At 43.6% G+C, this 25,939-nt stretch carries 17 protein-coding genes and 1 pseudogene; 10 read left to right on the forward strand and 8 right to left on the reverse strand.

From position 1 onward, the window contains the following. Position 1 precedes the first annotated feature (1 nt). Both AC5JO6_RS01170 and AC5JO6_RS01175 read left to right on the forward strand, forming a co-directional pair. Entirely contained in the window at positions 2-3,310 is a 3,309-nt protein-coding gene (locus tag AC5JO6_RS01170) for a zinc dependent phospholipase C family protein (protein ID WP_496079202.1), read from the forward strand. A gap of 27 nt (positions 3,311-3,337) precedes the next feature. Further along, a complete protein-coding gene (locus AC5JO6_RS01175) occupies positions 3,338-4,060 on the forward strand; it encodes a hypothetical protein (protein WP_496079203.1) in 723 nt (240 codons plus the stop codon). 9 nt (positions 4,061-4,069) lie between these two features. Here AC5JO6_RS01175 and AC5JO6_RS01180 read toward each other — a convergent pair whose 3' ends face one another. Next, positions 4,070-4,762 (reverse strand): IS1 family transposase, encoded by a 693-nt coding sequence (locus AC5JO6_RS01180; RefSeq protein ID WP_496079204.1) that lies wholly within the window; start codon positions 4,760-4,762, stop codon positions 4,070-4,072. 207 nt (positions 4,763-4,969) lie between these two features. Between AC5JO6_RS01180 and AC5JO6_RS01185 the strand changes: the two genes are divergently transcribed. Next, positions 4,970-5,662: a hypothetical protein gene (locus AC5JO6_RS01185; protein ID WP_496079205.1), complete on the forward strand. Its 693-nt coding sequence runs from the start codon at positions 4,970-4,972 to the stop codon at positions 5,660-5,662. Positions 5,663-5,752: 90 nt separating this feature from the next. Here the strand turns inward: AC5JO6_RS01185 and AC5JO6_RS01190 are convergent, their stop codons facing one another. Then, positions 5,753-6,856 (reverse strand): DUF5895 domain-containing protein, encoded by a 1,104-nt coding sequence (locus tag AC5JO6_RS01190; RefSeq protein WP_496079206.1) that lies wholly within the window; start codon positions 6,854-6,856, stop codon positions 5,753-5,755. Positions 6,857-7,137: 281 nt separating this feature from the next. On the opposite strand from AC5JO6_RS01190, the gene AC5JO6_RS01195 reads away from it, so the two are divergent. Continuing rightward, entirely contained in the window at positions 7,138-8,955 is a 1,818-nt protein-coding gene (locus AC5JO6_RS01195) for a type IV secretory system conjugative DNA transfer family protein (protein WP_496079259.1), read from the forward strand. 350 nt (positions 8,956-9,305) lie between these two features. Here the strand turns inward: AC5JO6_RS01195 and AC5JO6_RS01200 are convergent, their stop codons facing one another. The 4 genes and pseudogenes from AC5JO6_RS01200 to AC5JO6_RS01215 form a co-directional block, all read right to left on the reverse strand. Continuing rightward, positions 9,306-9,956: a hypothetical protein gene (locus AC5JO6_RS01200; protein WP_496079207.1), complete on the reverse strand. Its 651-nt coding sequence runs from the start codon at positions 9,954-9,956 to the stop codon at positions 9,306-9,308. A gap of 54 nt (positions 9,957-10,010) precedes the next feature. Then, positions 10,011-10,250 (reverse strand): hypothetical protein, encoded by a 240-nt coding sequence (locus AC5JO6_RS01205; RefSeq protein WP_496079208.1) that lies wholly within the window; start codon positions 10,248-10,250, stop codon positions 10,011-10,013. Between the two features lie 234 nt (positions 10,251-10,484). Then, positions 10,485-11,348 (reverse strand): annotated as a pseudogene (gene recA / locus AC5JO6_RS01210) (recombinase RecA); the annotation flags it as partial. Positions 11,349-11,397: 49 nt separating this feature from the next. Then, entirely contained in the window at positions 11,398-14,040 is a 2,643-nt protein-coding gene (locus tag AC5JO6_RS01215) for a DEAD/DEAH box helicase (protein ID WP_496079209.1), read from the reverse strand. Between the two features lie 242 nt (positions 14,041-14,282). On the opposite strand from AC5JO6_RS01215, the gene AC5JO6_RS01220 reads away from it, so the two are divergent. The 6 genes from AC5JO6_RS01220 to AC5JO6_RS01245 all read left to right on the forward strand — a co-directional run bounded on the left by AC5JO6_RS01220 (position 14,283) and on the right by AC5JO6_RS01245 (position 23,509). Further along, complete coding sequence (locus AC5JO6_RS01220) at positions 14,283-14,657, forward strand: trypco2 family protein (RefSeq protein ID WP_496079210.1); 375 nt, start codon at positions 14,283-14,285, stop codon at positions 14,655-14,657. Positions 14,658-14,677: 20 nt separating this feature from the next. Continuing rightward, on the forward strand, positions 14,678-17,263 hold the full coding sequence (locus AC5JO6_RS01225; protein ID WP_496079211.1) for a CHASE2 domain-containing protein: 2,586 nt from the start codon (positions 14,678-14,680) through the stop codon (positions 17,261-17,263). A gap of 47 nt (positions 17,264-17,310) precedes the next feature. Beyond that, complete coding sequence (locus tag AC5JO6_RS01230; RefSeq protein WP_496079212.1) at positions 17,311-18,072, forward strand: DUF928 domain-containing protein; 762 nt, start codon at positions 17,311-17,313, stop codon at positions 18,070-18,072. 21 nt (positions 18,073-18,093) lie between these two features. Continuing rightward, the gene (locus tag AC5JO6_RS01235; protein ID WP_496079213.1) at positions 18,094-21,984 is read left to right on the forward strand and encodes a CHAT domain-containing protein; all 3,891 of its coding nucleotides are present in this window, start codon (positions 18,094-18,096) and stop codon (positions 21,982-21,984) included. 310 nt (positions 21,985-22,294) lie between these two features. Next, complete coding sequence (locus AC5JO6_RS01240; protein ID WP_496079214.1) at positions 22,295-22,798, forward strand: hypothetical protein; 504 nt, start codon at positions 22,295-22,297, stop codon at positions 22,796-22,798. A gap of 138 nt (positions 22,799-22,936) precedes the next feature. Further along, positions 22,937-23,509: a hypothetical protein gene (locus AC5JO6_RS01245; RefSeq protein WP_496079215.1), complete on the forward strand. Its 573-nt coding sequence runs from the start codon at positions 22,937-22,939 to the stop codon at positions 23,507-23,509. Between the two features lie 164 nt (positions 23,510-23,673). Here AC5JO6_RS01245 and holA read toward each other — a convergent pair whose 3' ends face one another. Both holA and iscB read right to left on the reverse strand, forming a co-directional pair. Beyond that, positions 23,674-24,639: a DNA polymerase III subunit delta gene (gene holA / locus AC5JO6_RS01250; RefSeq protein WP_496079216.1), complete on the reverse strand. Its 966-nt coding sequence runs from the start codon at positions 24,637-24,639 to the stop codon at positions 23,674-23,676. Between the two features lie 20 nt (positions 24,640-24,659). Continuing rightward, positions 24,660-25,934: an RNA-guided endonuclease IscB gene (iscB, locus tag AC5JO6_RS01255; RefSeq protein ID WP_496079217.1), complete on the reverse strand. Its 1,275-nt coding sequence runs from the start codon at positions 25,932-25,934 to the stop codon at positions 24,660-24,662. Positions 25,935-25,939: the final 5 nt, after the last annotated feature.

Genomic DNA, 25,939 nt, shown 5'->3' on the forward strand with positions numbered 1-25,939 from the left:
CGTGCATAGAAATTCTCAAGGTGCTCCTTATCAGAAGGCATATCTGAAAATAGCCGCCGCTGTACTTGCATTCACTATCGTGTTTACATGGCACACTCCTACTGCTCTTGCTTGGAAGCCAGCTACACACGTTTATTTAGCTGAACAAGCCCTCAAAGATGCTAAGGACGATGGAAAAGTAACTATTGAACGTGTCAATTACAACACTGGAGAAATAACAGGTACCCTTGGTACGTATCCAATCGATCCGGAAATACTCTCCGCGTTAAAGGGGTATCCAAGTCAATATAGAGCAGGTGTACTCGGTCCAGACGCTTATCCTGATATATTAACAGGTCAGCAAGTCATTCATCCTGATGCAAATCCCGAAGGTAGCGATGGATGGCTAAAGTATCTATGGCATGAGAGTAGGTCTGGATCTCCTGCTGTAAAAGCGTTCGCAACAGGTTACTTGACCCATGCAGCAGGAGACATGTATGGACATACTTTCGTGAATAAGTTCACTGGCGGAGCTTTTACCCCTACACCACCCTCGAATGCTATTAAACATGTTCTATTGGAATCTTATATTGACAAACTTATGCCTAGACCTAACTTCAGTGCAAGCATTGAAGGGGTGAAAGATTTTATCTACCAAAAGATGATAGACGCTAAACCCGGAAGTGACTTGGACAAAAAGTACCTACGGGAAGGTGGTAAAGGAACAGAATCTTCTGTACCTCGTCTCTATTCAACACTTCGATACAAGTTGCAACAGAACATTGATTCTTACTACAAGAGAAAGTCTGAATATGACCGTCGATATGACGAGAAGATTAAAGCAGCGGAGGATTGTGAACCACTAGACTTCTCATGTAGCGCCACAGCTCTATATGCTCAAGCGGCTGCCATTCAAGTAGAGAGAACGGCTTTTATTGCTACTGTTGGACTAGCCACAACATATCAAGAGTACTGGCGTAATGACATTGACGACGGATTGCGGAAATGGTCAGAAACCAGCCATGAGGTAGCAAAAGCTTTATTCTTCAATCCTGAAGATAAGACAAATGTTAGTGATGCTCAAGAGATTCTTGAAGATTATTTGAATCAGCATTTGTTATCAATGTCTGGTGCCCCTGATGTAGTCGGTGATTTTGCTGGAGTAGTGGACAAAGTGCAAGATGCGCTTGAAGAGCAAATAGAGCCAATAAAAAAGCTTAAAGAAAACTTTTATAGTTCTATTCTTGAGCAGGCTACTGGAATGTCTTTGGAGGATTTAAAGAAATATTTGCAGAAACCCGCTTTGTACTTTGACCAAGTTATGACTAAAGGAAGCGGAGAAAAGATTGATCGGAAAACATTTCATTCAAAATATTGGTCAAACACTGAGCCTAAAGATTTTGATTATAGAAAGGTTCCTGCTGCTTATAATACAGTTGTAATGAGCAAACTAGTATTACTAAGTCCGGCAGGAGTCAATCAGTTACTTAGTGATTTGAAAGATAATGTTCGACTAGAGCCATCTGAGAACGCCATGTTAGGTTTTATTAGAACTCTTGATGGCGACAATGAGTGGTCAGGGCAAGGAAAGCCGAACCACAAAACAATGGCTCTGGCTAAAACCTGTGCAACTTATCGACAGATTTTCATGAAGCAGCCAGGAGAGGATAGCAATGGTGTATGTTCTCCCTCTCAACGGTTTCTATCAGAGTTCTCAACTAGAACGCAGACTATCAATGAGCTTGTCAACAATTTCCAGAGGGAATTAGCAAAAGAAGAGGGGGAGTTGAACAGCCTGAATACGTGGATTGATCAGGACTTAAAGACAGCATTATCTCCTGAGACAACAAAAGGCACTATTGACTCTCTATTAGAAATCTACTCTCAAAAGATTAATACTCCAGAAGTTCGGCTTTGCAAGAGTGGCAGAGAATCTGTGGAATTTCTCCCAAGAATTGAAGGAGTTAAAGTCTCCACGCAGAGGATGTTATCTGAGTACCAACCCTGGAAAACGCTGGGTGGTCAACATGAGCAGCTAATTTCCTCGTTAGAAAGTCTAGTCAGTAAAGCAATTATACTGTTGGAGCAGGGGCTTAATCTGAAAAAAATACCAGATAACTGTACTGCTTTAGACACGCTACCCAAAGTTTATAGTCTTAGAATTCAAGGTATTGACGTTAACGATACCAGTAAGAAGCTCGGTGAAGTCACGACTGAGCTTAGGAACCAAATTGCAAAGATTCAGAATGAGATTGAACAGAACAAACAATTCGTGAATTTTCAAAGAGCCATAGAATCCGTCCAAGCTCAGTTATCTGAGCGAATTATCCAAGGGGAGGCGAATGAGGCACTAGGTCTTGCAAGTACAGCGGAAGAAACCATTGATCAAATTCTTCAAAAGGCGAAAGACCTAAATATTTTTGGTAATGAAGAAATTTCGCAGTTACAACAATACAGTGCTCAAGCTTTGTCAGAGATTCAGCAAGATACAGAAAATAACTTGAAGTTTGAAACTTTGCCTGTTCTTGTACTTAGGCGTGTACAAGGATTGCAGATGAAGATATCTGAGATTGAGCAAGCAATTGTCAGCAATCCTTCAAAACGCTCAGAATGGGAGAATAATGTTAAAAGTTCTATCAATGAATTGTTAGGGCTACAAACAGGACAACGTATCCAGATACCTATCTTTTCTAACGCAGAATCTTTGCTTAGCTATGATACGAGCCTTGGTCTTGCTGAGGAGAAGATAAATTCCTTTAGTGCAGCTTCAGCAGAAACGGCTTCTGGAAGGATGCTGGAGCGAGGTCTGCAAAGATTCTCATTTCAGTTAAATCCAGAATCTGAGTTTAACTCTGCTATAGAATCCGAAACTGCTATTGTAGACCCCAATCTTGATATAGATGGATCTTTATCTCAAAATGAGGCAGATGTATTTGAGTCCATTGTAGAGTTACAACCAGATGAACTTTCAGTAGATTCTGAAAAAACAACTAATCAACAAAACAACATGAATGCTTCTGAAACTTTGATTTATGTAGTGTTAGGAATTATTTTAGGAATAGTTGGACAGTCTGTAAGGGCGATCGTAGGAGTAAAGAAAAGTAGTGATGAAGCTTCATTTTCTGAGAAGGCTTTCAAGGACTGGTTTGAAATTAAAAGGCTCATTTTCAGCCTCATAATCGGAGGAACTGCTGGTGCTTTAGGAGCAATCTCCCAGCTTGGCGCACCAATAGACCAGCAATTTTTACTAACTATTGTGGCATCGGGCTACGCAGGAGCAGATTTTATAGAAGGGTTTATGAGGACAAAAAGCCCAACAGGCAACAGTTAAACTGATTCATTAACAAGGCTAATTAACATGACTAATTCACTTCCCAACACTTTTACTGGCTGGGAGCTCAAGATTCGGGAAAAAGAGAACGAAATAGATCGCTCTAATGCGGCGATTGGAAAGCTTCAAGGTAAATTTATTACGTGGGATACTACAAACGCCGAAATGATTGATGATGAGTATCATCGCATTGTCGGTAAGTCAATTTTGCAGGGGGAAGATAGTACAGGAAGTTTAATATTTTCAAGCATCCAATATCAGCTTAGTTGCCTAAGGCAGCAGCGTGGTCCTTTCAGGATTCCCCTTCCTCCTCGTCCTGATAAATTTCGCGAGCCAAGTAACCGAGGTCGTGTAAGAGGATTGGTAAAACTGCCTCCTGAGCAGTTTGCTATAGGAACCAAATACAAATTGAGATTGGAGGTTCGCGCAAAAATTATTCCTGGCGTATCTTACGCACCTGCGCTTCCGTGGGTAGATTGTGATGACATCTTTAGAATTCCAAGCTATACACCTTGTGCAGTTGTAATTCAAACTGGTACAGGTACTAAGTTAGGAGCAAAATTCTATGATCAAATAGCAATACCTGATAATTCCGAGGTTAGTATTAGATTAGATGCGGTTACAGATGCTATTGATTTCAGTTCCCAGTATCCTGGAGAGACAATTCAGCTTTGGTTCTCTATGGCTGGAGAACGCATGATTGTAGATGAAGTGACTTTGACCAAAATGGAATTTGGCGTTGCTGGATGAAGGTATGAATTAGACAGGAACAGGAACATCCCCAAATTTTAAGTAGTGGAGTAGCAAACGAATGGAGTGTTTCAGCATTTCCACCGACTTAGAGTAGCACAAGGTTTTTCGATGCAGTCTCGCTAAATAATGGCGCAATCTGGTGTTTTCTCCTTCCACTCGGGTCATGTACGTTTTGCTAATAATCTGGTCTCCCGGTGGAATAAATCCTGGATAGACACTCCAACCGTCGGTGATGTAGAAATAGCATTGCCAAGCGCCCACAATTGCCCACAAGGGCTTAAAGGTTTCTCCACTGTGGTCACCCAACACCCAACCTAAAATGCCAGCACTGAAGTGGTTAACGGCTGTCCACAGCCAAATTTTGTTTTTTTTTGAGCCAACAAAGGTTTCCAACTCATCCAGTTCCCCCACCTCAGGAATTGCTTCAGGCTCATAAGTATCTGGAAGCCGTTGGCCAACTTGTGCGACCCAATCGATGACGGTCGTATGATGCACTCCTTTAACCCGCTCAATCGCCCGAAAACCCATGCCATTGACATACATTTTGAGGCATTCTCGTTTGAACTCATCGCTGTAGCCTTTGGGAGGAGCATACTGATCGATAAATTGGCGACTACAATTGACACAAATGTGATTTTGTTTACCCTTTTTCTTTCCGTTCCTACGCACATGAGAGGACTTACATTCAGGACATTGCATTGAGATTTTCCCTAATTCATAACCTCTATTCTGCAACGCCTGGAATTTTAATTTTTCCCATCTTCGTGCCTTAAGTCAGAGTTTAATGCTCGACTAATATCTATACAGCATATGGGTATATTTTTCTTGTAAATCTTCGTTTGTGGGAAGGTTAGAAGAGCAAGCGACAAACATTGAATCTTAAACTATGCTTGGAGGAATTCCCTTATGGCTGACTCATTACCTAGAACATTCACCGGGTGGGAAATTGAAGCTCTGGACAGAGCTAATGAACTAGATCGCTCTAATGAAGCAAATGGAAAGCTTCAAGGAAAATATATTCAATGGGATCTTACAAACTATGACTACGATAACGATAATCGTCAAGTTGTTGGCTGGACCGTTTTCTCAGGAGAAGACAGTGCAGGGCGATTAGTTTTCACAGGCGTTGATCATTCTACTTCTTGCGAAACCAGCAGAAGAATTCCTTTTCCTTTTGGTGGAACAAAAATAGTAAAAATTCCTGAACCTAGAATTAATAACCAATGTAAGCTAACAGGGCTGATAGAACTTCAGCCTGACGAGTTTGGACCATCAGCTACCTATAAGATTGAACTAAGCATTCGTGCCAAAGTTATTCCTGGTAAAAGACATGTTGCAGGAAGGGATTGTAATGAAAGTTTGCTCGAAAGCTTTACTCCTTGTGTGATTCAAGTATCAACTAGTACTAGACTAGCTTTTGCTGCTGCCCGAGATATCGAAGGGGGGCATGATGATGAATTTGATATTAAACTTGATGCAAGTACAGATGCGATCGATTTTAACTCCTTGTATCCTGGTCAAGCAGTCAAGGTCTTTTTTGGCCTACTAGGGAGACGAATGACTTTAGAGAAAGTAACTCTAAGTAAAAAAGAATTTTGACTCAGCATTAGAAGCAAGTAAAAAAAGCTGCTATAGCCAATTCAGCTACAGCAGAAATTCATTCAGAATATCTCACAGGGATGGACTGAATTACTCGTCGTCATCCAGTCCATCGTCATCGAAATCAAAGTCCTCATCGTCTAGCTCCGCATCCGATTCCTCCAGCTCATCCAGGAAATCTTCATCCTCTTCAATCGGTTTGATCTTTCGGGGAGATTTAGTAGAAGATTTGGTATTCAAGGCTTTAGCAGTCGCACTATTCTTGTGAGGCGGCAATACTTCTACTTCAACCGCTTCTACCTCACCTGGCAAAGCAGGCAGAGATTGAGGTTCCGTGAATCCTGCGATCGCATCATGCTGCTGCCAGATCAGCGCCTTTGCCGTAGGAGTGCCCAAATAAAGGAGAGGCAATGTTTCGATCGTCGGTTTGGTATACGCCACTGTCTTGCAGCAGTCGTGTTTATTCTTGCCCTCCCCTTCCTTGACGGCTTTGAACTCCACCTCCAACACTCCCAAACTCCGCCATCGATCATTCTTGCCGCTGAAAGGCACATTAAAGTAGTCAGCGAATGTTTTTTCCAGGGCACGGTAGAACTCCTCACGGGCTGATTTAAAGCTCCAGAGCGCGACATTTTTGAACCGCACGACAATCGGCATCGTATGCAGTGGTTGATTATCTTCATCCAGAAACAACAGCGCATGTTCTGAGCAGACATCCATCGATTTCTTGTCCAGGCTATTGCGGTACTCATCGTAGAGTCCAACAACCGTACCGCCCAAATCTTCCACATCCGACTTGTAGCGAATGTATTCGGGCACAAATGCCAGCACGAGCAACCGGGCTTCCGTAATCAAAAGACCCGTCACATCTTCGGTGAAGGTAACGGTCGTGAGGTCATCTTCATCCGGTATCGCTAGCCAGCCCGCTTTCTCCAACTGATCGATCGGAATCAGAATGCCAGCGGGCTTGTCATTGACGACAATGCCGTAGGGCAACTGCGGTCGGCGCACCTGATTGTAGACATTGCTGAGTAGGTCTGTGTCAACCTCAAAGTCTTCTGGCTCCGTCCTGTCGGTTCGAGCCGCACGAGAGTTGGTTGCCGCAGTTGATTTTGGTGCTTTGGGCGTAGCCGTCTTAGCACCTGTTCTGGCAGTGCTGGTAGAGCTATTTCTAGAGTTCGTTGGTTTAACCATTGCAGTGCAGCCAAATGAATTATCCCAACGCTGAGGCGTTAGCCTGAGACGCTATCTGAAACAGAATTTGGGTATTGAGCCTTTGGAGATCGCGAACTGACAAGTCAGCGCAAGCTATCGCATCTCCTCACCCCCAAAAAAATGTCCAGGTAGCTGATCCACTCACCAAACTGCAATCGTTAGAATTTTCGCTAGAATCTCAGCCTTTTGCTATGTCTCTCCCCTTGCCTACACATTGGAACTCCCTGTCTAGCAGTAAGAGCAATACATCTACTGCTTTGATGCAGGTGCCGTCCTATTCCCAACCACTGGCAGCGATCGACTTCGGCAAAATGTTCCAGCAGTACAACAATCCTCAAGGCTGGATGATGTTGGGCGGATTGCTGGTTGTGTTAGTGCTGCTTCGCATCAGTGGATCGGGCAAGGGCAAAATTACTACGGGCAAGCTATGCAGCACTGCGGAGAAACTATCTGCAACCAGCCTGTCACTTAAACAGATTCGGGAACGCAAACACAACAAAGTAACGCTCTGGTCTGGCACACCTCGTTATTGGGCAAAAGGAGCTTGGCGCGGGTTGATAACAACAATACAAACGACATTGGGAGCATCCCCAACGGTTTGGTTTCCCAGTTCTGAGCGAGGTACATTGGTCATTGGTGCTCCTGGCTCTGGAAAAACGTACTCCACAATTGATCGAATGCTGGAAAGTGCTATGCAACAGGGCTTTCCCATTCTGCTCTACGACAAAAAGGGTGATCAGATGCGCCTCCATGCACCCCTGGCAGCGCGATATGGGTATCAGGTCAGAGTCTTTGCACCAGGAGAAGCCTTCAGTGGCGTGATTAACCCGTTGGATTACATGCGGGATGCACGCGATGGAGTGATGGCAGGGGAGATCGGTAAAGTCATTAATCGCAACGCCAGAGAGGGGGATGGCGGGCGGAGCGACGAGTTCTTCACCAAGGCAGGAGACTTGCTGGCAAAGGCATTGCTGCAACTGGTCAAGGGTTCCCATTATCCCGATATGGCAATGCTCTACGCCGTGTTGCGCCTGCCTAACTTGGTGCATCGAATCGATTATGCGGTGCAATCCAAACAGTTAGATGAATGGGTCGCTACCTCTTTTGTGCAGTTCCTCAGTGCGAAGGACGCTGAAAAAACAATCTCTGGTATCCTAACAACCGCCGCAGGCACCTTCTCATCGTTCATTCAAGTAGACCTGCTCCGCGCCTTTATTGGCAAATCCACGATTCCAACTCGCTTGGAAGGACGGGAAATCGTAGTATTCAAGTTGGATGATGAGCGTCGCAGTGTGGTGGGTCCGCTACTGGCTGCTGCAATTCACCTAATGATTGTGGGCAATCTCAGCACACCCCGCAAAGACCCGCTGATTATCTCTCTAGACGAGTTGCCCTCCATCAAACTCGATCGCCTACCACAATGGATTAACGAATACCGCTCCAATGGAGCCTGCTTCATCCTGGGCATTCAAAGTTTGGATCAACTTTATGACATTTATGGAGACAAAATGGGGGCTGCGATCGCCTCTGCCTGTAGCACCCATGTCCTGTTCAATCCCGGCAATCATAAAACGGCTGAGGATTACTCGAAACGGTACGGTGAAAAAGAAGTGCTGATCAAAAATCGAACGACGGGGCGATCGCTCGGTGGACAAATGAGCCGCTCAATTAGCTGGAGTGAGAATCTGCAAAAAATGCCGGTGATCAGCGCCGATGAGATTCTCAAATTTCCTCAAGGCAAATGCGTGATCACCAGTCCTGGCTATAGTTCAGGTGGGCAGGCATCCATTCCTTATCCACTGATTATTCCTGTTTCTAAAGCAGATGAGAAACGAGCAAAGGAAAGTGAAGGTCTATGGGAAGCACAAGTGAGAGCCGCTTTGGAAAGCCAAGTGATTCTGCCAAATGTAGATGCATTAACGCAAGCTTTGTATGAGCGGATTGAAGAAGCAGAGCGTATGCTGCCACTTCCCGATGAAGGAGAAGCCTCAGCATCGTCATCAAAAAGTGGTGTTGAGACTGATGCACTTGATCATTTCCCTAAACGAACTTTTACAACACCAGGATTACAAGAATAGCCTTATTATCAGAATGACTACATCAACGGTTTTGTCTACGATCCAAACTACGAATTTGCAATTCTTGCCACCAGGTTGTATTACGTTCTGTCAATCCTTCTAATCGATAAAGCCATTGATAAGACTGCCCTTCCGTTTGGACACACCACATGCCAACAACTGTTCCAACTTCCTTGGTTGTCCTGACTTTAACGATTTGGAAGAATGAGAATTCTGGCATTGGCACAGTTAGATGTAAGACTGGAATTGCACGCGTAGGATCATTCGATTGTGGCGATCGCGTTGTCATAAGTAAACACCTCGCATTATCTTAAATGCAGAAATGGATGTGAAATAGCGCTGATTCTTTGCTACAGAGACACTTCTGGAATTGCATCTAAGTTCAACAGCAACGAATAATCAGTGTTCGTGTGGATTTCAGGCACTGGAAGGTTAGTAGGCTGAGTCAGGAGCTGCATTAACCACTGCTGCGTTTGCTCTTGTTGTTCTTGATCCCACTGTAATCGGAGTTTTTGAGCTGGTAGAGATGGATGCAGTGCCAGAACAATCAGGGATAACTTCTCTGGAGGAATGGTGTAATGCACAGCCATCACCCAAAGTTTTACAGCATCTTGCCAGGTTGGTTTTGCAGAGCGCATCGCCCATTCATAAAGTCTGGGCATCCCTCGTCGAAGGCCATAGTTAACCTGAACTTGAATGAAAATTGGAGCGTCCCCAGTCCTCAGAGGAGCAACCATTGGTACATCAATCCAGAGTTTTTTCCTACCCTGGAAAAGCTCTGGAACCAGTTCTTGGACTTCAGCAACCCATCGAGCCATCAATGGGTGGTTATTCAAAAGAGGTTGCACTGGCAGTCCCAGAAATAGCTGTTTCATCAACAACTGGAAATTGGTTGGATCGGCTCGATCAAAGGCAAATTCTGATTCATAAGTGCGTAATCCTAAAAGGGGCTGTTGACGTTGATAAACCTGATGCAGATCAGCCAGAGTAAAAAGTGCCATAGGTAAGAAGGGATAACTATCTTACCGATGCGGCGTTTGTCGCCGCTACAGTCTCTATCTAGGTAGTAGAGGCTCGGTTTGTTGGGCAGCCAGACTGGCTTCTAACAGCGTTTCCCAGGTGCGATCGTCCAATTGTCCCATTGCTTGAATGCAAGCTGAAAATTGCTGCCACTTCTCTTGGGCATGTTGAAACTGTGGATCAAACCCGGTTACGTGACAGAAAGTGTCAAATCCGTTATCCCAGTAGAAGGTGCCAAGCGCTTTCCTGAGTTGATTAAATTGAGCAGGTTCCATAAGTGTTGCTGAAAAGGAATCAAAACTGCCCGCTTTACCCCGGTAGGGGAGAAAAAATTACTGCCTGAATTCAGACAGCATTAACTGGCTCGAAATCTGAACCACAACGTTGTGGTTCGGGAAGTTGTCGTTTTTGTGGGAGATCGTGGTAATCCAGTTTCAGGTTGCGGTTGGTTTTGATTGAAATCATCAGCGACACAACAGTAACTCGCTGTCTAATTGCCCGTTGGTTACAGCAAGCCCGTTGAGAGTATTGCCTTTGAAGATACCTTTGCCAAAGATCATGTCAACTTCTGCCGCTCGAAAGGGTGGAGCAATTTTATTCTTCGCCACTTTGACTTTGACCCGAATGCCGTATTCCTCACTCCCTCGCTTCAATGTCTGAATCCGGCGAGTATCCAATCGCAGTGAAGCATAGTATTTGAGTGCATGACCTCCTGTGGTTGTTTCAGGATTACCGTAAACTACACCAATCTTGAAACGCAGTTGATTCAGAAAAATCACGGTGCATTGACTATGCAGGCAATTCATTAAGCGCCGGAGGGCTTTGCTCATCAACCAGGCAATGGAAGTTGTTGGGAAATCACCCATCTCTGCTTGAAGTTCTGCCTCTGTCACCAATGCAGCCACGGAGTCCACCACAATCAGATCAACACTCTTAGAACGCACCAGTTGTTCAACTATTTCCATTGCCATCTCACCGCTATCAGGTTGACTGACCAGCATTTGATCGCTAGCGACTCCGATCGCAGCGGCATAAAGTGGATCGAGGGCATGTTCCATATCAACAAAGGCAGTGATACCTCCGAGCTTTTGCATTTGGGCGATCGCCTGTAATGCCAGTGTGGTCTTGCCGCTACTCTCTGGTCCATAAATTTCGATAATGCGTCCTCTGGGATAGCCTCCACCCAATGCTACATCCAGTTCAGTTGAGCCACTGGAGAAGGTTTTCACGTTCATATGACTGGCATCCCCCAGGCGCATGATGGAGCCATTGCCAAATTCTCGGTTGATCGTTGATAGGGTCTGCTCTAGATCCGATTTTTTGCTTACCAGTTTGTTAGCCATCGTTCTCAAGAATGAACAACCGACCTCCATCTCTGAAGATCGGTGGATGTGCAGCGATAGCTGACGGTTACTCAGTTGATCAGGAGCTCATTGCTGTCTCAGTCTGTGCGGTGGGTAAAGCGTTTCTCTCAACCAGAGGCTCTGCCAACGCATCCAACAACACCAACCCCAGTTGCTTCAGCAAAGCTGTGTTGCCATCAGGACAACCATGTTGAATCAGGCACTTGGCGCAACCTGCATCACAATCACAGCTACGAGCGATCGCCGCAGCAGTACTCGCAAGTGCAGCCATATGTTTGAATACGGCTTCAGAAGCCCCATTTCCGCCGTCGCTGGTGTCGTAGAAATAGCCTGCGTAGTGGTTGCGATCGCCAGCCTCCTTAACCACCGAAAAGTTCACTTCTCTAGAGTCAACCCTGGCAAAGAGTTGGAGCGATCGCAGGATTTGATGCCCAAAGCTGTGTATGGCGATCAGGCTACTGGGATGCTCCCATAACTGCTGATATCCGGGTGGAATTGGCTGCCCACTGCGACTCAAGCTCGTTCTTGCTGCTCTAGCAAAGGTTTGGAGATAGTCTTGTGCAGTGGAGTCGATCGCCACTTTGACAATAGGGGCTGAAAATTGAGTGCGGTAGGGTTGCTCAAAACTTTCTTCAGACAGGGTCTTGATCAGCAGTGCCTTGCGGGTTGGCTTGATGCACAGTGGACAGCGGCGCTCGTCTGGTAACGGCTCTTTGTAGTTCAAGCACCGTCGGTTCAGACAGGTCTGTTCATAGAGCTGTGTCATCAAACTGTAACCGCTGGTGATATGGCTGATTTGCCCATAGCTGAGTTCAAGCCTCAGAACAGCAGATAGATCAGCAACCCCCTCTACACTGGGAAATTTTAACGGTAAGGCGACCGGATTGGTTAACGCCTTCAGGCTGCCGGTTTCCGACTGAGTGAAGGCAACCGTGAACAGGGGACTTTCCGGCACTTGTTTCAGCATGGCCTGCTTACTGGTCAAGTCGAGCGCGAGGCACTGATAGGTCAACATTTGTCCGTCGCCATCTTGCCGTTTGTAAATGGCATGAGGATGCACTTCCCGATGGGCAATGTCCTCCGACACTTCCTCCAGTGCTTCGCCCGACTCGGCATCCATTAGTTTGACAGTCGTTTGAGACACACCTCCCCGAAAGTTGACATCTTTATGCGGGTAGCCCCGCGCCCATAGTCCCTTACGCCCTTTGTTGAGGTGCCCCTGAGCCATTAAAAGCTTTGCAACCTCGATCGCAGCACTACCAAAGTAATGCTTGATTTTGCTGGTGGGAATGCCCGTTTCTGCTGCGGCACAGAGAAGATGTTTAGCCGCAAAGATAGGGTATTCGTCATTAAAGAAAACGTCCTCCGCTTCACCAGAGATCAAAAGTTCTGGATGCTCTGTGATGTAGCGATCGATGGGGTTTAAGGCATTGGGAATCAGCACTGTCATTCCCGGTTTGACACGTCCGGCTCGACCACTGCGCTGCTGATATGCCATTTTGGAGCCGGGCCAGCCCCGTAGAACACAGCACTCCAGCTCAGGTAGGTCAATGCCAGCTTCTAAGGCTTCCGTCGCAATAATCCATTGAATGATGCCAGACTGGAGTTGTTGAACCACTTCAGCCCGACGTTCTGGACTGATACCGCCATAGAAAGCAGCCACCTGGTTTGACTTCAGCAATCCTGTTAGATCCCTGACACTCCGGCGCGAGTTGCAAAAGGCAATCCCGGACTTTCCCTGAACTAACAAGAACTGAATAATACGGGCTGTATCCGCAGTCAGGTTGTAGCTAGGTTGAGTCACAACCATCTGGCGATGGGGTGCCGCCGCTCCACTTCTATGAATCCAAATGAGAGGTTTTGGATTACGTTTAGTTGGCTTCAGTCCCGCCAGCTTCTGGGCAAGCTGTTTCGGGTTGCCACAGGTGGCACTCAGAAAGATGAATTGCAGCTCTCTGGAGCGACCGCCATAGTGATCCACTGCTAACCGAAGGCGACGGATCAGCCAAGCCATATTGGCTCCATAGCTGCCTGAGAGCGTATGTGCCTCGTCAATCAACACGTAACGCAATTGCTGATAAAAGGTTGCCCAACGCTCCGATTTCCAGGCTTGCTTGAGTTGAAAATGAATCAGTTCTGGCGTAACTCCCAGAATGTGAGGATCGGATACGAGAATTTGCTCCCGTTCCTCGGTCTTCACATCCCCTGTCATCATTGCCAATACAGGGCGGGAGACAACAGGTATACCTGAAAGCAGCTCCGAGATCTTATGGAACTGATCCAACGCCAATGCGCGGAGTCCATAAAATGCCAATGCCCGGTGTCCTGCATTCACGCAACCTTCCAAAATACCAGGGTAGGTACTGAGTGTTTTGCCGCTGGCAGTGGGAGAGGTGAGAATCAGACTTTTGCCTGCACGCATGGCTTGCAAAGCTTTGAGTTGATGGGAGTAGAACTGGTGAATCCCCTGAGCATGAAGAGCCTCAACCAATTCAGGCGGCAAATCAGCAGGAATCTCTTTCAAATCTGGTTCTTGTGCAGGAATGGTTTGCTGCCAGAGCAAGTCTTCTCCCAAGAATTCAATGATATCGGTTGGTTCAGAGGGGCTATCGCTCGTTGAATCAGGGCTTTCTGCAATAGAAGTTGTCGGTGGTGTCCAGAAACTCTGGAGCAGAGCACCGTAGTTCGGTGTAGTTGTCATGGTCGTTGGCTTCGCTCACTGCCCCAAAACATCCCCTATAGGGGAAGGCAGATGCCTGTAATGATCTCTCAAAGTTAAAAATAATTAATTTTTGATGAGCTAACTGAATAATCTCAAGGCAGGGCAACGAATTTATGGTTATTCTGCAAAGCTAGCTTAAATTCTGGCAGATTAAATCATTCCTACAGCCAAGAATAACTTAGCATACGTGATGAAAACGTAATTGTAATTAAGGTATCAAGATGGCAGAAGAAAACTCTATTGGTTTAGCAGAGCTGATCGAACAAGTCAAACGCGAGTTGCTTGTCACATCTCTAGATAATGAAACAGATGTTCCATTTCTGAGTGTGGACTCTATTCAATTGGAACTACAGGTCACAGTGAAGCGAGAGGGAAAGGCTGGTATCAAAATTTACGTGCTAGAGGCTGGTGGTTCTGCCGGTCGAGATGATGTTCAAACTGTGAAAGTAACCTTGTCCCCCTTATTAAGCAAGGAGAAGCTACTTGAGAACTACCAGAAGCACCATCCGGATCGATTACAAAAACTTGCGGATAAAAGTCTAGGGGCATTGTTTAAAAACATTGATGATGGTAGTTCAGTCGGTGATCAGTTCTAACCCAGGAGAAAGTTCAACCAGTGGAACTGTTCGAGATCCGTTTCTCTCCAAGCGCTACTCCTAATCGGTTTAAGGCTATTGTGGTTCGTTCTTCTGCTGGTGAGGAAGAGGACGAATTACTTCTACCATTTACTGACAATGGGAAGGACTGGCGGACAACATTGATCAAAGTTCTAGAAGTGCCAACCTTTAACACAAAGGACTTCCGTCAGGAAGGAGAACAGGCGTGGATGGTCAGAGCTAGACTTCTGACAGAGGATTTTCAAGCTTTCCATCCAGATCTACTGAAGAACATTGGTAATGCTCTCTATCAATGCCTCTTTCCATCTGGGGGCAAATTGGAGAGCATTTTGAAATCTGCACTTAGATCTGCTGAAAGCCAAAATACTTATTTACACATTCAGTTCACCTTCCAGGAAAATTCAGTTCAAAAGTCACGATTTGCTGATTATCCTTGGGAACTAATGCATGACGAAACAAGATTTCTAGCACATCGACGGGTTACTTTCTCCCGTTATATCGCCTATGAGTCAGCCCCACCCAACTTACCACTTACCGAAAAGATCAATGTTTTGCTAGTTTCCTCAGCTGCATTTGATGCTGAACAGGGATTAAAAAAGCTCTCGAATCAGGAACAGAAAGCTATTTTTCAAGGATTACAGAAAGCTCAGACACAAGGGCATGTCAAGCTTCACCAACCTGAATATTCAACGGTTGGATGTTTACGGGCTTATTTAACCGAGCATCAAGGAACCGAAGCTCCGCATATAGTTCATTTTGATGGGCATGGATTGTTTGGTAAGCGCTGCCCCAATCAAGCCTGCTGCACAATGCATAAGGGAATCAAAGTTGAATACTGTCGCGTTTGTAGCACCCCACTCCCTGAAGCCCAAGGATATCTGGCATTTGAGAATGAGCAGAGTGGACCGGACTATGTGAGTGCCGAAGAGTTTGGACTGCTTCTACAAGCTGCCAGTGCTGGCGATCACGCAACATCTTCCCATGGCATCACTTTGGCTGTGCTGACTGCCTGCCAATCAGGGATGTCCGTCAGTGGGGATTCTGTGTTCAATGGCATCGCCCAGAACTTGATCAGCCAACGAGTGCCTGCGGTTGTTGCCATGCAATACTCAGTTTTGGTTGAAAGTGCAGCTAAGTTCGCTGAGCAGTTTTATAGATCGCTGGGTCAGAAGAACTCCCTAGCGCTGGCAATTAGTCAAGGACGCGAGGCAATGGGTTTATCCACTCAGCAATGGTTTCGTCCGGTTCTCTATTTACGATGGCGAGATAATGTAGGTGGTCAACTGTTTCAGATTTCGTCCCAAGAACGCTTGCGAAAACTGACTTGTAAAGGGCTGGCAAGCGTCAGCGTTGCCGTTACAACCATTTTACTGGTATTTCGCTTTTTAGGTGCTTTTCAGTCATTAGAACTAAAAAACTATGATCACCTAATTCGGTATCGCTTAATCAACGAAGGACCTGATTCGCGATTGTTAATTGTTCAAGTAACCGATAATGATTTGACTGAACAGGTCAAACGTAACGAACAAGGTCAAGGAACACTAAAGGAAGCTACGGTCAATCAACTTTTGCAAAAACTAGAAAAACTCCAACCACGTCTAATTGGCTTTGATTTGTATCGAGATTTTAAGGCAGTAGATAGTGAATTAGGATTAATCGCACGTCTTAAAAACGATCGCTTCTTCACTGTGTGTAAAGTGCCTGAAACTGACGAGGAAGGTAAGGAAAAAAGGGCTGGTATATCACCTCCACCAGAAGTACCACTGGAGCGAGTAGGCTTTAGTGACTTTATTGAGGATCAAGATCAGGTTGTGCGTCGGTATTTGATTGCGCAAGACACAATGGCTAACACGCAGTGCATTGCAAAGGAATCATTTAGCTTGGTGCTGGCTAGACGCTACCTAGACTTGGAGAATGCTAGCAAGTTCGCTTATCAAGCTCCCTTCACATCTGGAGAATTATTAAAGATCGGCAATTTTACGTTTTCTCATATTCAACCCTTTACAGGTGGGTATCAAGATATCGATTCGTCTGGTTACCAACTTTTATTAAATTATCGAGCAGTTGGTTCAAATCCAGAGGCGATCGCCAAGCTTGTTACGGTTGAAGATGTGCTCAAAAACCGGGTTTCTAAACAAGACGTGCGGGACAAAATTGTTTTAATTGGAATTACCGCTAAGGTTGCAATTAGCGATGACTGGAATACGCCCTATGGTACTCTTTCTGGGGTAGTTGTACAGGCACACATGATTAGTCAAGTATTGAGTGCAGTTCAGAATCAGCGTTATCTGATTATAGTATTTCCACAATGGATTGAGTATCTGTGGATTTTGGGGTGGTCTGCGAGCGGTGCTTATCTGATTTATCAGTTCAGAACTTCCTGGAGAAAGGTTGGGATCTCAGCTATAAGCAGCCTACTGGTTCTTTATGTGATGAGTTTGAGCAGCTTTAGCTGGTTTAACCTTTGGCTACCGTTTTTGCCATCGGCATTTGCATTCTTTATAACTGGGGGGGTTGTGCTTTGTATCGTCTACCGCCCAGTAAACCAACCATTGTTTTCAATACCTTCTTCTATTGCAAAGTAGCTATGTTTAAGAAGCGAGTCTCTAAGTGCACTGTCACTTGGATTTTTGTGAGTCTATTAACGCTCACAACCTTCACACTTCATGAAATTCCACCAGTGTCAGGCATTGATTTATCTGGGCGTATTCAGCGTTTCTTTACAGGCTCACGCCCACAGGGAGCTGCCAAAGGGCGACAACGGGGCGGAGCGCGGCGAGACCGTTGTCCTAATGTGTCCGATCCATTAGTCGCGATCGTGCCATTCAATCAAAAAGGTGACTCCTTTGTTGAGAAAACAATTTCTGAGCGCCCTGTATTTTGGTTTTATGTGCCATACCTACCAGCCGCTCGACGACAAGCTGAGTTTGTCATCATTGATGAAAATGAGAATGATGTTCATACTGCAACTTTTCCATTGTCTCAGCAACCAGGTTTAGTCAGTTTAAAGCTGCCCCCGACTGCATCGCCTTTGAAGAATGGAAAGCATTATCAGTGGGTATTTTCTGTCATTTGTAACCCACTCAATCGGGCAGGTGATGCCACAGTAAATGGATCATTAGAAAAGGTTCCTATCAGTGACTCTTTAAAAAGAAAATTGCAGACGGCTTCTCTTCAAGATGCTTTTGCTCTATATGCTGAGGAAGGTTTATGGTATGAAGCAATGACAGCTTTCGCAGAGCTTGGCAAGACAACCACTCAAGATACAGATCTTCAAACAAGCTGGAAGTTGCTACAGCAACAACTAGGGTTGCCTGAGTCTTCCATACAGAAATGGGTTGTCTATATCCTTCCAGATAAAACCTCAAATGAAGTCGCTCCTCCAAACCCTTAAAATTTCAGGCGAATAGCTTTTATGTTTAAACAACTCTCTTCACTAAAACATTCATTTCTAAGGTTCATCTCCCATCGAATTACACGCTTTAGCATTGTAATACTTTTAAGTTTTTCCTTATGTCTATCTAGCAAAGTTACGATTGCTCAACAAAAAAGTGGAAACCTAGTATTACCTTATCTAGAAATTCCAGTGATAGAACATCTGTCTCCAGTGCCCCTAGATTTTCCAACAGCAGCTTCTACCGTTGTAGCCACTAAACAGCTATCCATACCTACTGAATCTAATGACAAGCCAGAGCCTAAAGTGCTAATTTCTGAAGTTGTGATTACTGGAGTAGAAGGTGAATTACAACAGAAAATCTTGAATATTATTCAAACAAAATCAGGTGGAATAAGTACGCACTCTTTGCTAGAAAAAGATATTAACGCGATCTTTTTAACAGGTTATTTTTCTAATGTTAAAGCAATTCCAGAAAACACGCCATCAGGAGTAAGAGTAACCTTCAAAATTAAGCTAAACCCAACTTTAAAGTTAGTTAATACCAACAGTCGAATCTTACCTAAAAAAATAATAAAAGAGGCTTTTCAAAGCCAATATGGCAACACATTAAATTTGATAAATTTACAAGAAGGAATAAAAGCACTTAAAAAGTGGTATCAAGATAATGGTTATGTCTTAGTGCAATTCGTTGAGGCACCTAAAATTTCTGATGATGGCACAGTGACCTTAGAAGTTGCAGAGGGTATTATCGAAGATATTCAAGTTCAATTCGTTAAAATTATTAGCGGTTTAAGCTTTAATACTCAGAATGGAAAAATCATTCAGGGCAAAACTCCTAAGCTTTTAATTGTCCATGATTTTCGACTTAAACGAGGAGAAGTATTCAATATAAATAAGGCGATAAAAGATATAAAAAGAATAAAAAAATCAAGAGGTTTTAATGATATTAAGATTTCCTGGAATCTAGGTTTAGATCCTAAGAAAGTTATCGTTCAAGTTAACGTCGAAGAAAAGGAACCTTTATCAAAATTAAACGAGAATTTACAGGGTATCAGCAGACAATATGTATCACAAGAGGCACCCATTAGTTCAGTAGAAGAAGTAGTTAAAGCTAATCAAGAAATAATTAAAATTTCTCAACCAAAAAAAGATGTCAAAATGGAAATTGAGGCATTTTATAGATTAGGAAGTGTATACAAAAGGGTAGGTGAGTATTCAAATTCAATCGATGCCTACAATCGTGCGCTAAGCATTGTTAGATCTAAAGATAACTCTATTAATGCATCAGCAGATAAAACTAAAAATCTTCAAGATTGTGATATTTTTACACAGGGCAAAGAGACAATGCAAGCTTGTGGACAGAATCAGCTAACCCCACAGGAGAAATATTTATTTGAAATTAATATACTTCTAGAATTAGGTGACACCTACCGATTCCTCGGAGATTATCAACAAGCGCTTGATTTAAATCAGCAAAGCTTCTCTCTAATAAATAGTGTGGAATCTAATGGTAAAAGTAACGAAAACAAGGAAAATATAATTCTCTTAAAGATCGTTTCCATTCTGTTCAAAAGCTCTACATATTCTGATCTAGGAGAAAAGGAAATAGCACGTGATTATATCAATCAAGCGCAAAGAATTCTTACTGATTTATTTAAAGATTTGACCGATAAGAATTTCGGTTCAGATGAAGGCTTTGATTCTAATACAATGCTGAAAATATTTGTTAGCTTTATCCCGTCTATTTTTGATCAAGATATCAATCAACCAATGGTCGCTTTTCTAGATCAATATGTTCACATTATTAAAGAAACCAAGATAGATAAAGAAACTCAACCAGATAGGTCAAAGCTCTTTCAGAAACTAGAAAATACTTTTTTCGATCAATTTTTAGGCTTGAGCTTTTATAGTTTAGGTGAAAAATATAATGATTTAGGTGAGAAACAGAAGGCACTTGAAATTTACCAACAGGCACTTCAAAAGCTACAATACCTCAATATATCTGAAATTAATCCTGAGTCTGAAGAACAAGCTAGTGATGTAAATAAGATTAAAGATATGCTAACTACGTTGGCTCGTTCAGCAAAGGCTCTTGTTTTCAAGGCTATTGGTGATATATTAGCGGATTCTAATAAAAATCAAGAAGCACTAATTGCTTATCAACAAGCGTTGAATTTACTACAAATTGAAGGAGAGGCGAGCAGTAAAGCTTCTGCTCTTTATTCTATTGGTAAAGTTTACCATAGCCTCTTTCAATATCAGCAAGCATTGGATAGCTATAATCAAGCATTAATAATTTGGAGTGGATTAGGCAATCAGTTGGAAGAAGCAAATACTCATCTAGGGATTGCACACGTCAAGCGGGATCTTAACCAACTTTACGCAGCTAAAAATCAAATTGAAACCGCAATTCAACTGATCGAGCAGGAACCTTCTCCTAATGCAAGCACCTCTTCCTTAAGCTCTACAGATGAACAGCGTAAATTCAAATATTACATTAGCCTCGCTTCTTATTTTTCTGCAAAGCAAAACTTCTATGATTTTTATGTGGATTTGCTTATGCAATTGCACAAGCAATTTCCGTCACATGGATACATGGTGCAAGCATTTCAAGCCAACGAGCAATCTAAAAACCGAAGCTTGCTAGCCATTTTGAATCGACGCGATCGTTATGTCTCAAAAGCTAAAGCTCCAAATTTCTCTGACGCTCGATATGTAAACTTAGGAGTGACTCCTCGCTTATCTACCATTCAGCAACAAATATTGGATGGTGATAGTATCCTTTTGGAGTATGCACTTGGTGAAGAGCGTAGTTACTTGTGGGTAGTAAGTAAAACTAGAATTTCTAGCTATGAACTTCCCAAGCGTACAGAGATTGAAACGCTAGTTAGGCAATTTTATGACTTCATGACTGTTCCCAGTTTGGCAGTTAGAACTAATAAAGCAGCTAAGGTTGGTAATGATCTAAGTCAAATGCTTTTGGGGCAAGTTGCTAACCAATTGGATAACAAACGTTTAATAGTTGTAGCAGATGGGGCTTTGCAGTATATTCCCTTTGGTGCACTTCCAGATTTCAACTCAGTCTCTTCTAAGCCTCTATTAGCTGAGCATGAAATAGTAATGCTTCCCTCTGCCTCGATTTTTAGCATACTTAGAAACAATGTCTCTAAAGAATCTTTATCTTTTAAAACACTAGCTGTTGTGACAGATCCAGTCTTTGGTTCTGAAGATGAGCGAGCTAAAGAGAAATTAGCTGAACTCAGCAATCAAACCAGTCAACGTTCTTTGCCGGGTAATTATCAAGCTAATTCTTCTTTTGCAGAGCAGCTTTTTCCAAGACTACCTAATACTCAAAATGAAGCTGACCAGATAGGGTCTCTTGTAACACCCAAAAGTCAGGTTCAATATTCTGGTTTTTCTGCTAATCGCCGCGATATTCTTGCGTTAGAACTAAATCAATATCGGCTGATTCATATTGCGACTCACGGCATTTTAGATGCTGAAAAACCAGAGCGCTCTGGTATGCTTCTATCTGCCATCAACGATAGGGGAAGCATTCAACGAAGTTTACTATCTGCACCAGATGTTTTTAACTTGCAGCTGTCTTCTGAACTTGTTGTTTTAAGTGGGTGTCGCACAGGATTAGGTAAACAGATTAGAGGAGAAGGTTTAATGGGCTTAGCTGGTGGCTTGATGTATTCTGGAGCGAAGCGAGTCGTCGTAAGCTTATGGAGTGTAGACGACGATGCAACCGTAGCATTAATGAATCAATTTTATCAGGGCATCTTAAAAGAAAATCTCTCCCCATCAAAAGCCTTACGTAAGGCACAACTTGAAGTGCTAAAACAACCACATTGGCAGAACCCTTACTATTGGGCACCCTTTATACTTCAAGGTGAGTGGAAGTAAAGACGGGAGCATCCCCTTCTGCAAAAACGCTTTCTAATCCTTGGCTTCACTACATTACGCTCAGGCTCTCAAACTTCAGCGAGAAACCAAAATGCTTCAGGTTCCTACCAGTCTCTTCAGGATAACAAAACTGGAATGCACATCGTAAAAAACAGTGAAAAAGAGACTTTGAGCATTTCAGATTATCAAGAACTTTTCAACTACTGTCGAGAGCAATTCAGTTAAAATACGATATCAAAAGCTATCATCAATGAGTAACAGAAATAGCATATTGTATAAACTAATTGGAAACACGTTTATCATTAGCACATTGGTAGTGGTGACTGTTTGTGCAAACAGAAAATCAGTTTTATCTAATACTTTAGTTAGTGAAGTGAAAATGAACGAGTCTTTTAGTACTGAAGCTAGTGATTTGTTCGGAACTCCACAGGACGGTCAAGCAGAGATAGAGCGTCAAATTGAATTTATGAAAAATTTTTGGTACTTTAGTAATATTGAAGTTGGTGACCGTAGTTGCTATATCAACGTGAAAGCTGGAAGCGTCGGAGCAAGTGTCGAGTTCAGTGTTTACACCTTTGATGTGCCAACTTTTGTATTTACACTTTCCACTCCAAGGCGTGAAGGGCAGACCGTTACATTAGAAAGTGAAGAAACGGCTCTTTTAGAGCATAGAAAATACTGTTACAAATTAATAAACGTGATAAGAAAATATGATATTTTATCGCCACATTTATATAGGCATCAATTCAAGCAGCCTTCAAATCTTGAAATAAATAGAGAGGATTACTGGAATCAATTGACAAACAAAGATTAATTTACCAAGATGTTAATGGTTAGAAAGGATTCAAATATTATTCTTTTGTTGAGCTATTTCATGCGACTTCGTTTATCTACAGATTTTAATTATAGTTATTTTAGCTATAATTAACTCAAAATAAAGCTAATACAAAATATGATTTCATATAAAATTTTTGGAAATTTGCTTGTATTTAACATATCGACTATCGCGATTTTTTGCACAGCTGGAAATCCAGCCTTATCTAGATCTTTGCCAATAGTTAGTGAAAAAAGTGTCCCTGAATCATTTAGCACAGAAGCTAGTGATTTACTTGGAAGTCCTGTACTTAAAAACCCCGAAAATACCGAGAGAATTAAGGAAAATTTGGGGGGAATTAGGGAAGCATTAAAGAAGCTTCTTGGGAAGCCAGGTTATTTTGAAATTGGTGAACATAGTTGCTATGTGAATTTTGGGGATCGGAGTCAAATATATGTCTCTGATATGCCAACCGAAACTTTTACACTTACGACTTCTACCCCAACTCGTAAAGGGCAAACAGTTACACTGGAGAGTAGGGAGACACAATTCTCAGAGTTAAGAAAAACCTGTTACAATTCGATAAATATATTAATAGAAAGAGATAAACTTTTGTTGAAGCTAGATACGTATACATATGAGCCAAAAAAGTATAGAGAACTTGAATTGAATGTTGAAGATTCCTGGAATCTATTGATACGAAAAGATTAATTTATAAATATTAAATTAAGTCAGTATGCGTCATAAATGAGAAATTTGAGAGCCAAAAGCTACGGGTCAAGCGGTCGTTGATTTTAGCTTCTGACTCTTTTTGCCAAATTACCCACCCAATATTTGGTTACGCTGATTCAAGGGGAAGCATCTCAGCAGAGGACTTACAATGAGTAACTAGGCTTAAATAACCGCGCGATCGCCAACAGAGATGGCAAGATGGCGTTTGTTTGGACAGATCCTTGCTTAATCGACATTTCCAAATCTACCAACTTGGTTACCGCCTGAATCAAGGTTCTGAGGGGCATGGCTGCGACCTCTTGCCGTAAATAGTAAAGCCGATTCGGATTCCCCACGTTGCACAGTTGAGCAATTTCAGTGTTGTTCTGGATACCACTCGCAAGCGCACTTTTAACCCATAGCCAGGTTCTAAACTGGGTCAGTAGAGTCGCAACCATCACGAGCATTGGCTCAGAGCGAGCCAGTAATTCGTCGATCAGACGCACGACTGCTTCACTTTCCCCGTTGCGAACCGCCTCCGCTAATTGCAAATTGCTTTGAGTCTGGCAAGGAATCAGGCTTTGTACTTCAGCAAGACCGACGGGCTGACTATTCGTATAGATTGCCAGTTTGCGGAGTTCTGAAGCACCACGGGTCATGTCATTGCCGATCGCCGCTGCCAGATATTCAACAACATCTTTGGGCAGTCGTAGTTTCATCTGCTTTGCTTGAGTGGCGATCGCCTCTGCGATCAGGTCTGTACTCCAGGGTGGAATTAATGAAAACTCGAAGCACTGACCGTGCTTGATCAAATGCTTGTAGATTTTCAGGCGCTTGTCTACATTCGTTGCCAGAAAGACAAGCGTTGTGGAATCTGGCATTTGAGCCAGTTGCTGCAAACTTTCTAACTGGGTATCACCCCACTGCTTCAGATTGCAGTCTTCTACGACCACAAGCCGTTTACCACCACTGAGCGAGGGTGTTCGTGCCACACTCATTGCCTGTTCCAAAGCACTGGATGGGAAGCGATGATAGCAAAGCTCTAACCACTGCGAGTCAAGTTCTGCTTTGTAGTGCTCTAGTTTTTGTCGGATGGCAAACTGATCATCTCCAGTCAACAGAATAATCATAAAATACTCCTGAACAGTCATTAAAATGTGTAATTGTAGCCATCTTTCCGCTGAACAAGCGTGCAGTATTTGTGGTTAATACCTTGCACGAGTCCCGACGCCGTCGAGATATTGAACAAACCCGTTGAACGCACAGCAATACGCCCAACATATTCACCAACCTTCTTGCCAGCGGTGACAACCGCCTTAACGATGTCACCCGTCTGAAAGCCTTGAACAAACTTGCCACGGGGAACATAGCGCGATGGAAACCCATATTTATCAGTGCGACACATCTGCCGTGTGCCATGTCCTTTTGCCAACATCAGTAACGGCTGACTAGTTAAGACTTTCAATGTTTCGATTTGACCAACACAAGCAGCATCAAGCCAATGGGTTTTAGGTAGCCCTAGTCGAGTCCGGTTGAACTTGGTTAAACCACCTGAACCTGTAGAAATAGGTAACTTCGTCTCCCTTAAGCGGTTGAACAGCGCCCAGCGGGTTGAGTTGACAGCCGCTGCATCTTTAAGGGGTGCTTTTGCTTGCTTCAGAATCTGATTCAGCAGGTTTGGTTTGCTCGATAAGAAATCTCGAATATTCTGGTCGCCTTTTTTTAAGTTGCAAGGCTTGCAGGCAAGACAAAGATTCGAGATCCGATTGCTTCCACCTTTTGAGCGTGGGTGAATATGTTCAACCTGTAAGGGAATATTCTCGATGTTGCAATACGTGCATTTGCGATTCCATTTGTTGAGCAAGTATTCCCGCACCTCGTATCCTTGCAGTTCACCTTGCTGATACTCCACCCCTGAGATCTCAGGATTCTCTAGTTGCTGCAAGTCAAAACGCACCAGTTCTTGAACAATTAAATCAATGGATACAAGCTTGATCAACTTGCTTACCCAAGTAAGCGTGGTTTCAACTCGATGCTGTAGGCTGGGAGCTAACCAACCTTGCGGACGAACACGGTTTAAGAACCGAGCCTTACGATAGCGAGTATGGCGTTGACGACGTGATCTTCTCAGGCTACGGCGCGATGCAAGACTAGCTTTAATGGCTTGCCCTCTATGAGTAAGCTCAGCGCCCCAGATCGCTTTGTCACCTTTCAGTAATGCAATGCCAGTTGTTTTAGAACCAGGATCTAGTTTGAGGGTAATAGGTTCAGGGGTAGCATTAACCTCCTTTCTCAGAATGATCGTGAATGGATAGCAACGAAATACAGCTGCTTTGCAAGCATTCAGCATCTTACGCGCCTTTGACGGTTTACAAGGGGTAAGCGGGCGTTTGTTAGTATCGAGAACTAGGACATAGTTAGACATGGTTG

This window comes from Tildeniella sp. (assembly GCF_059505325.1).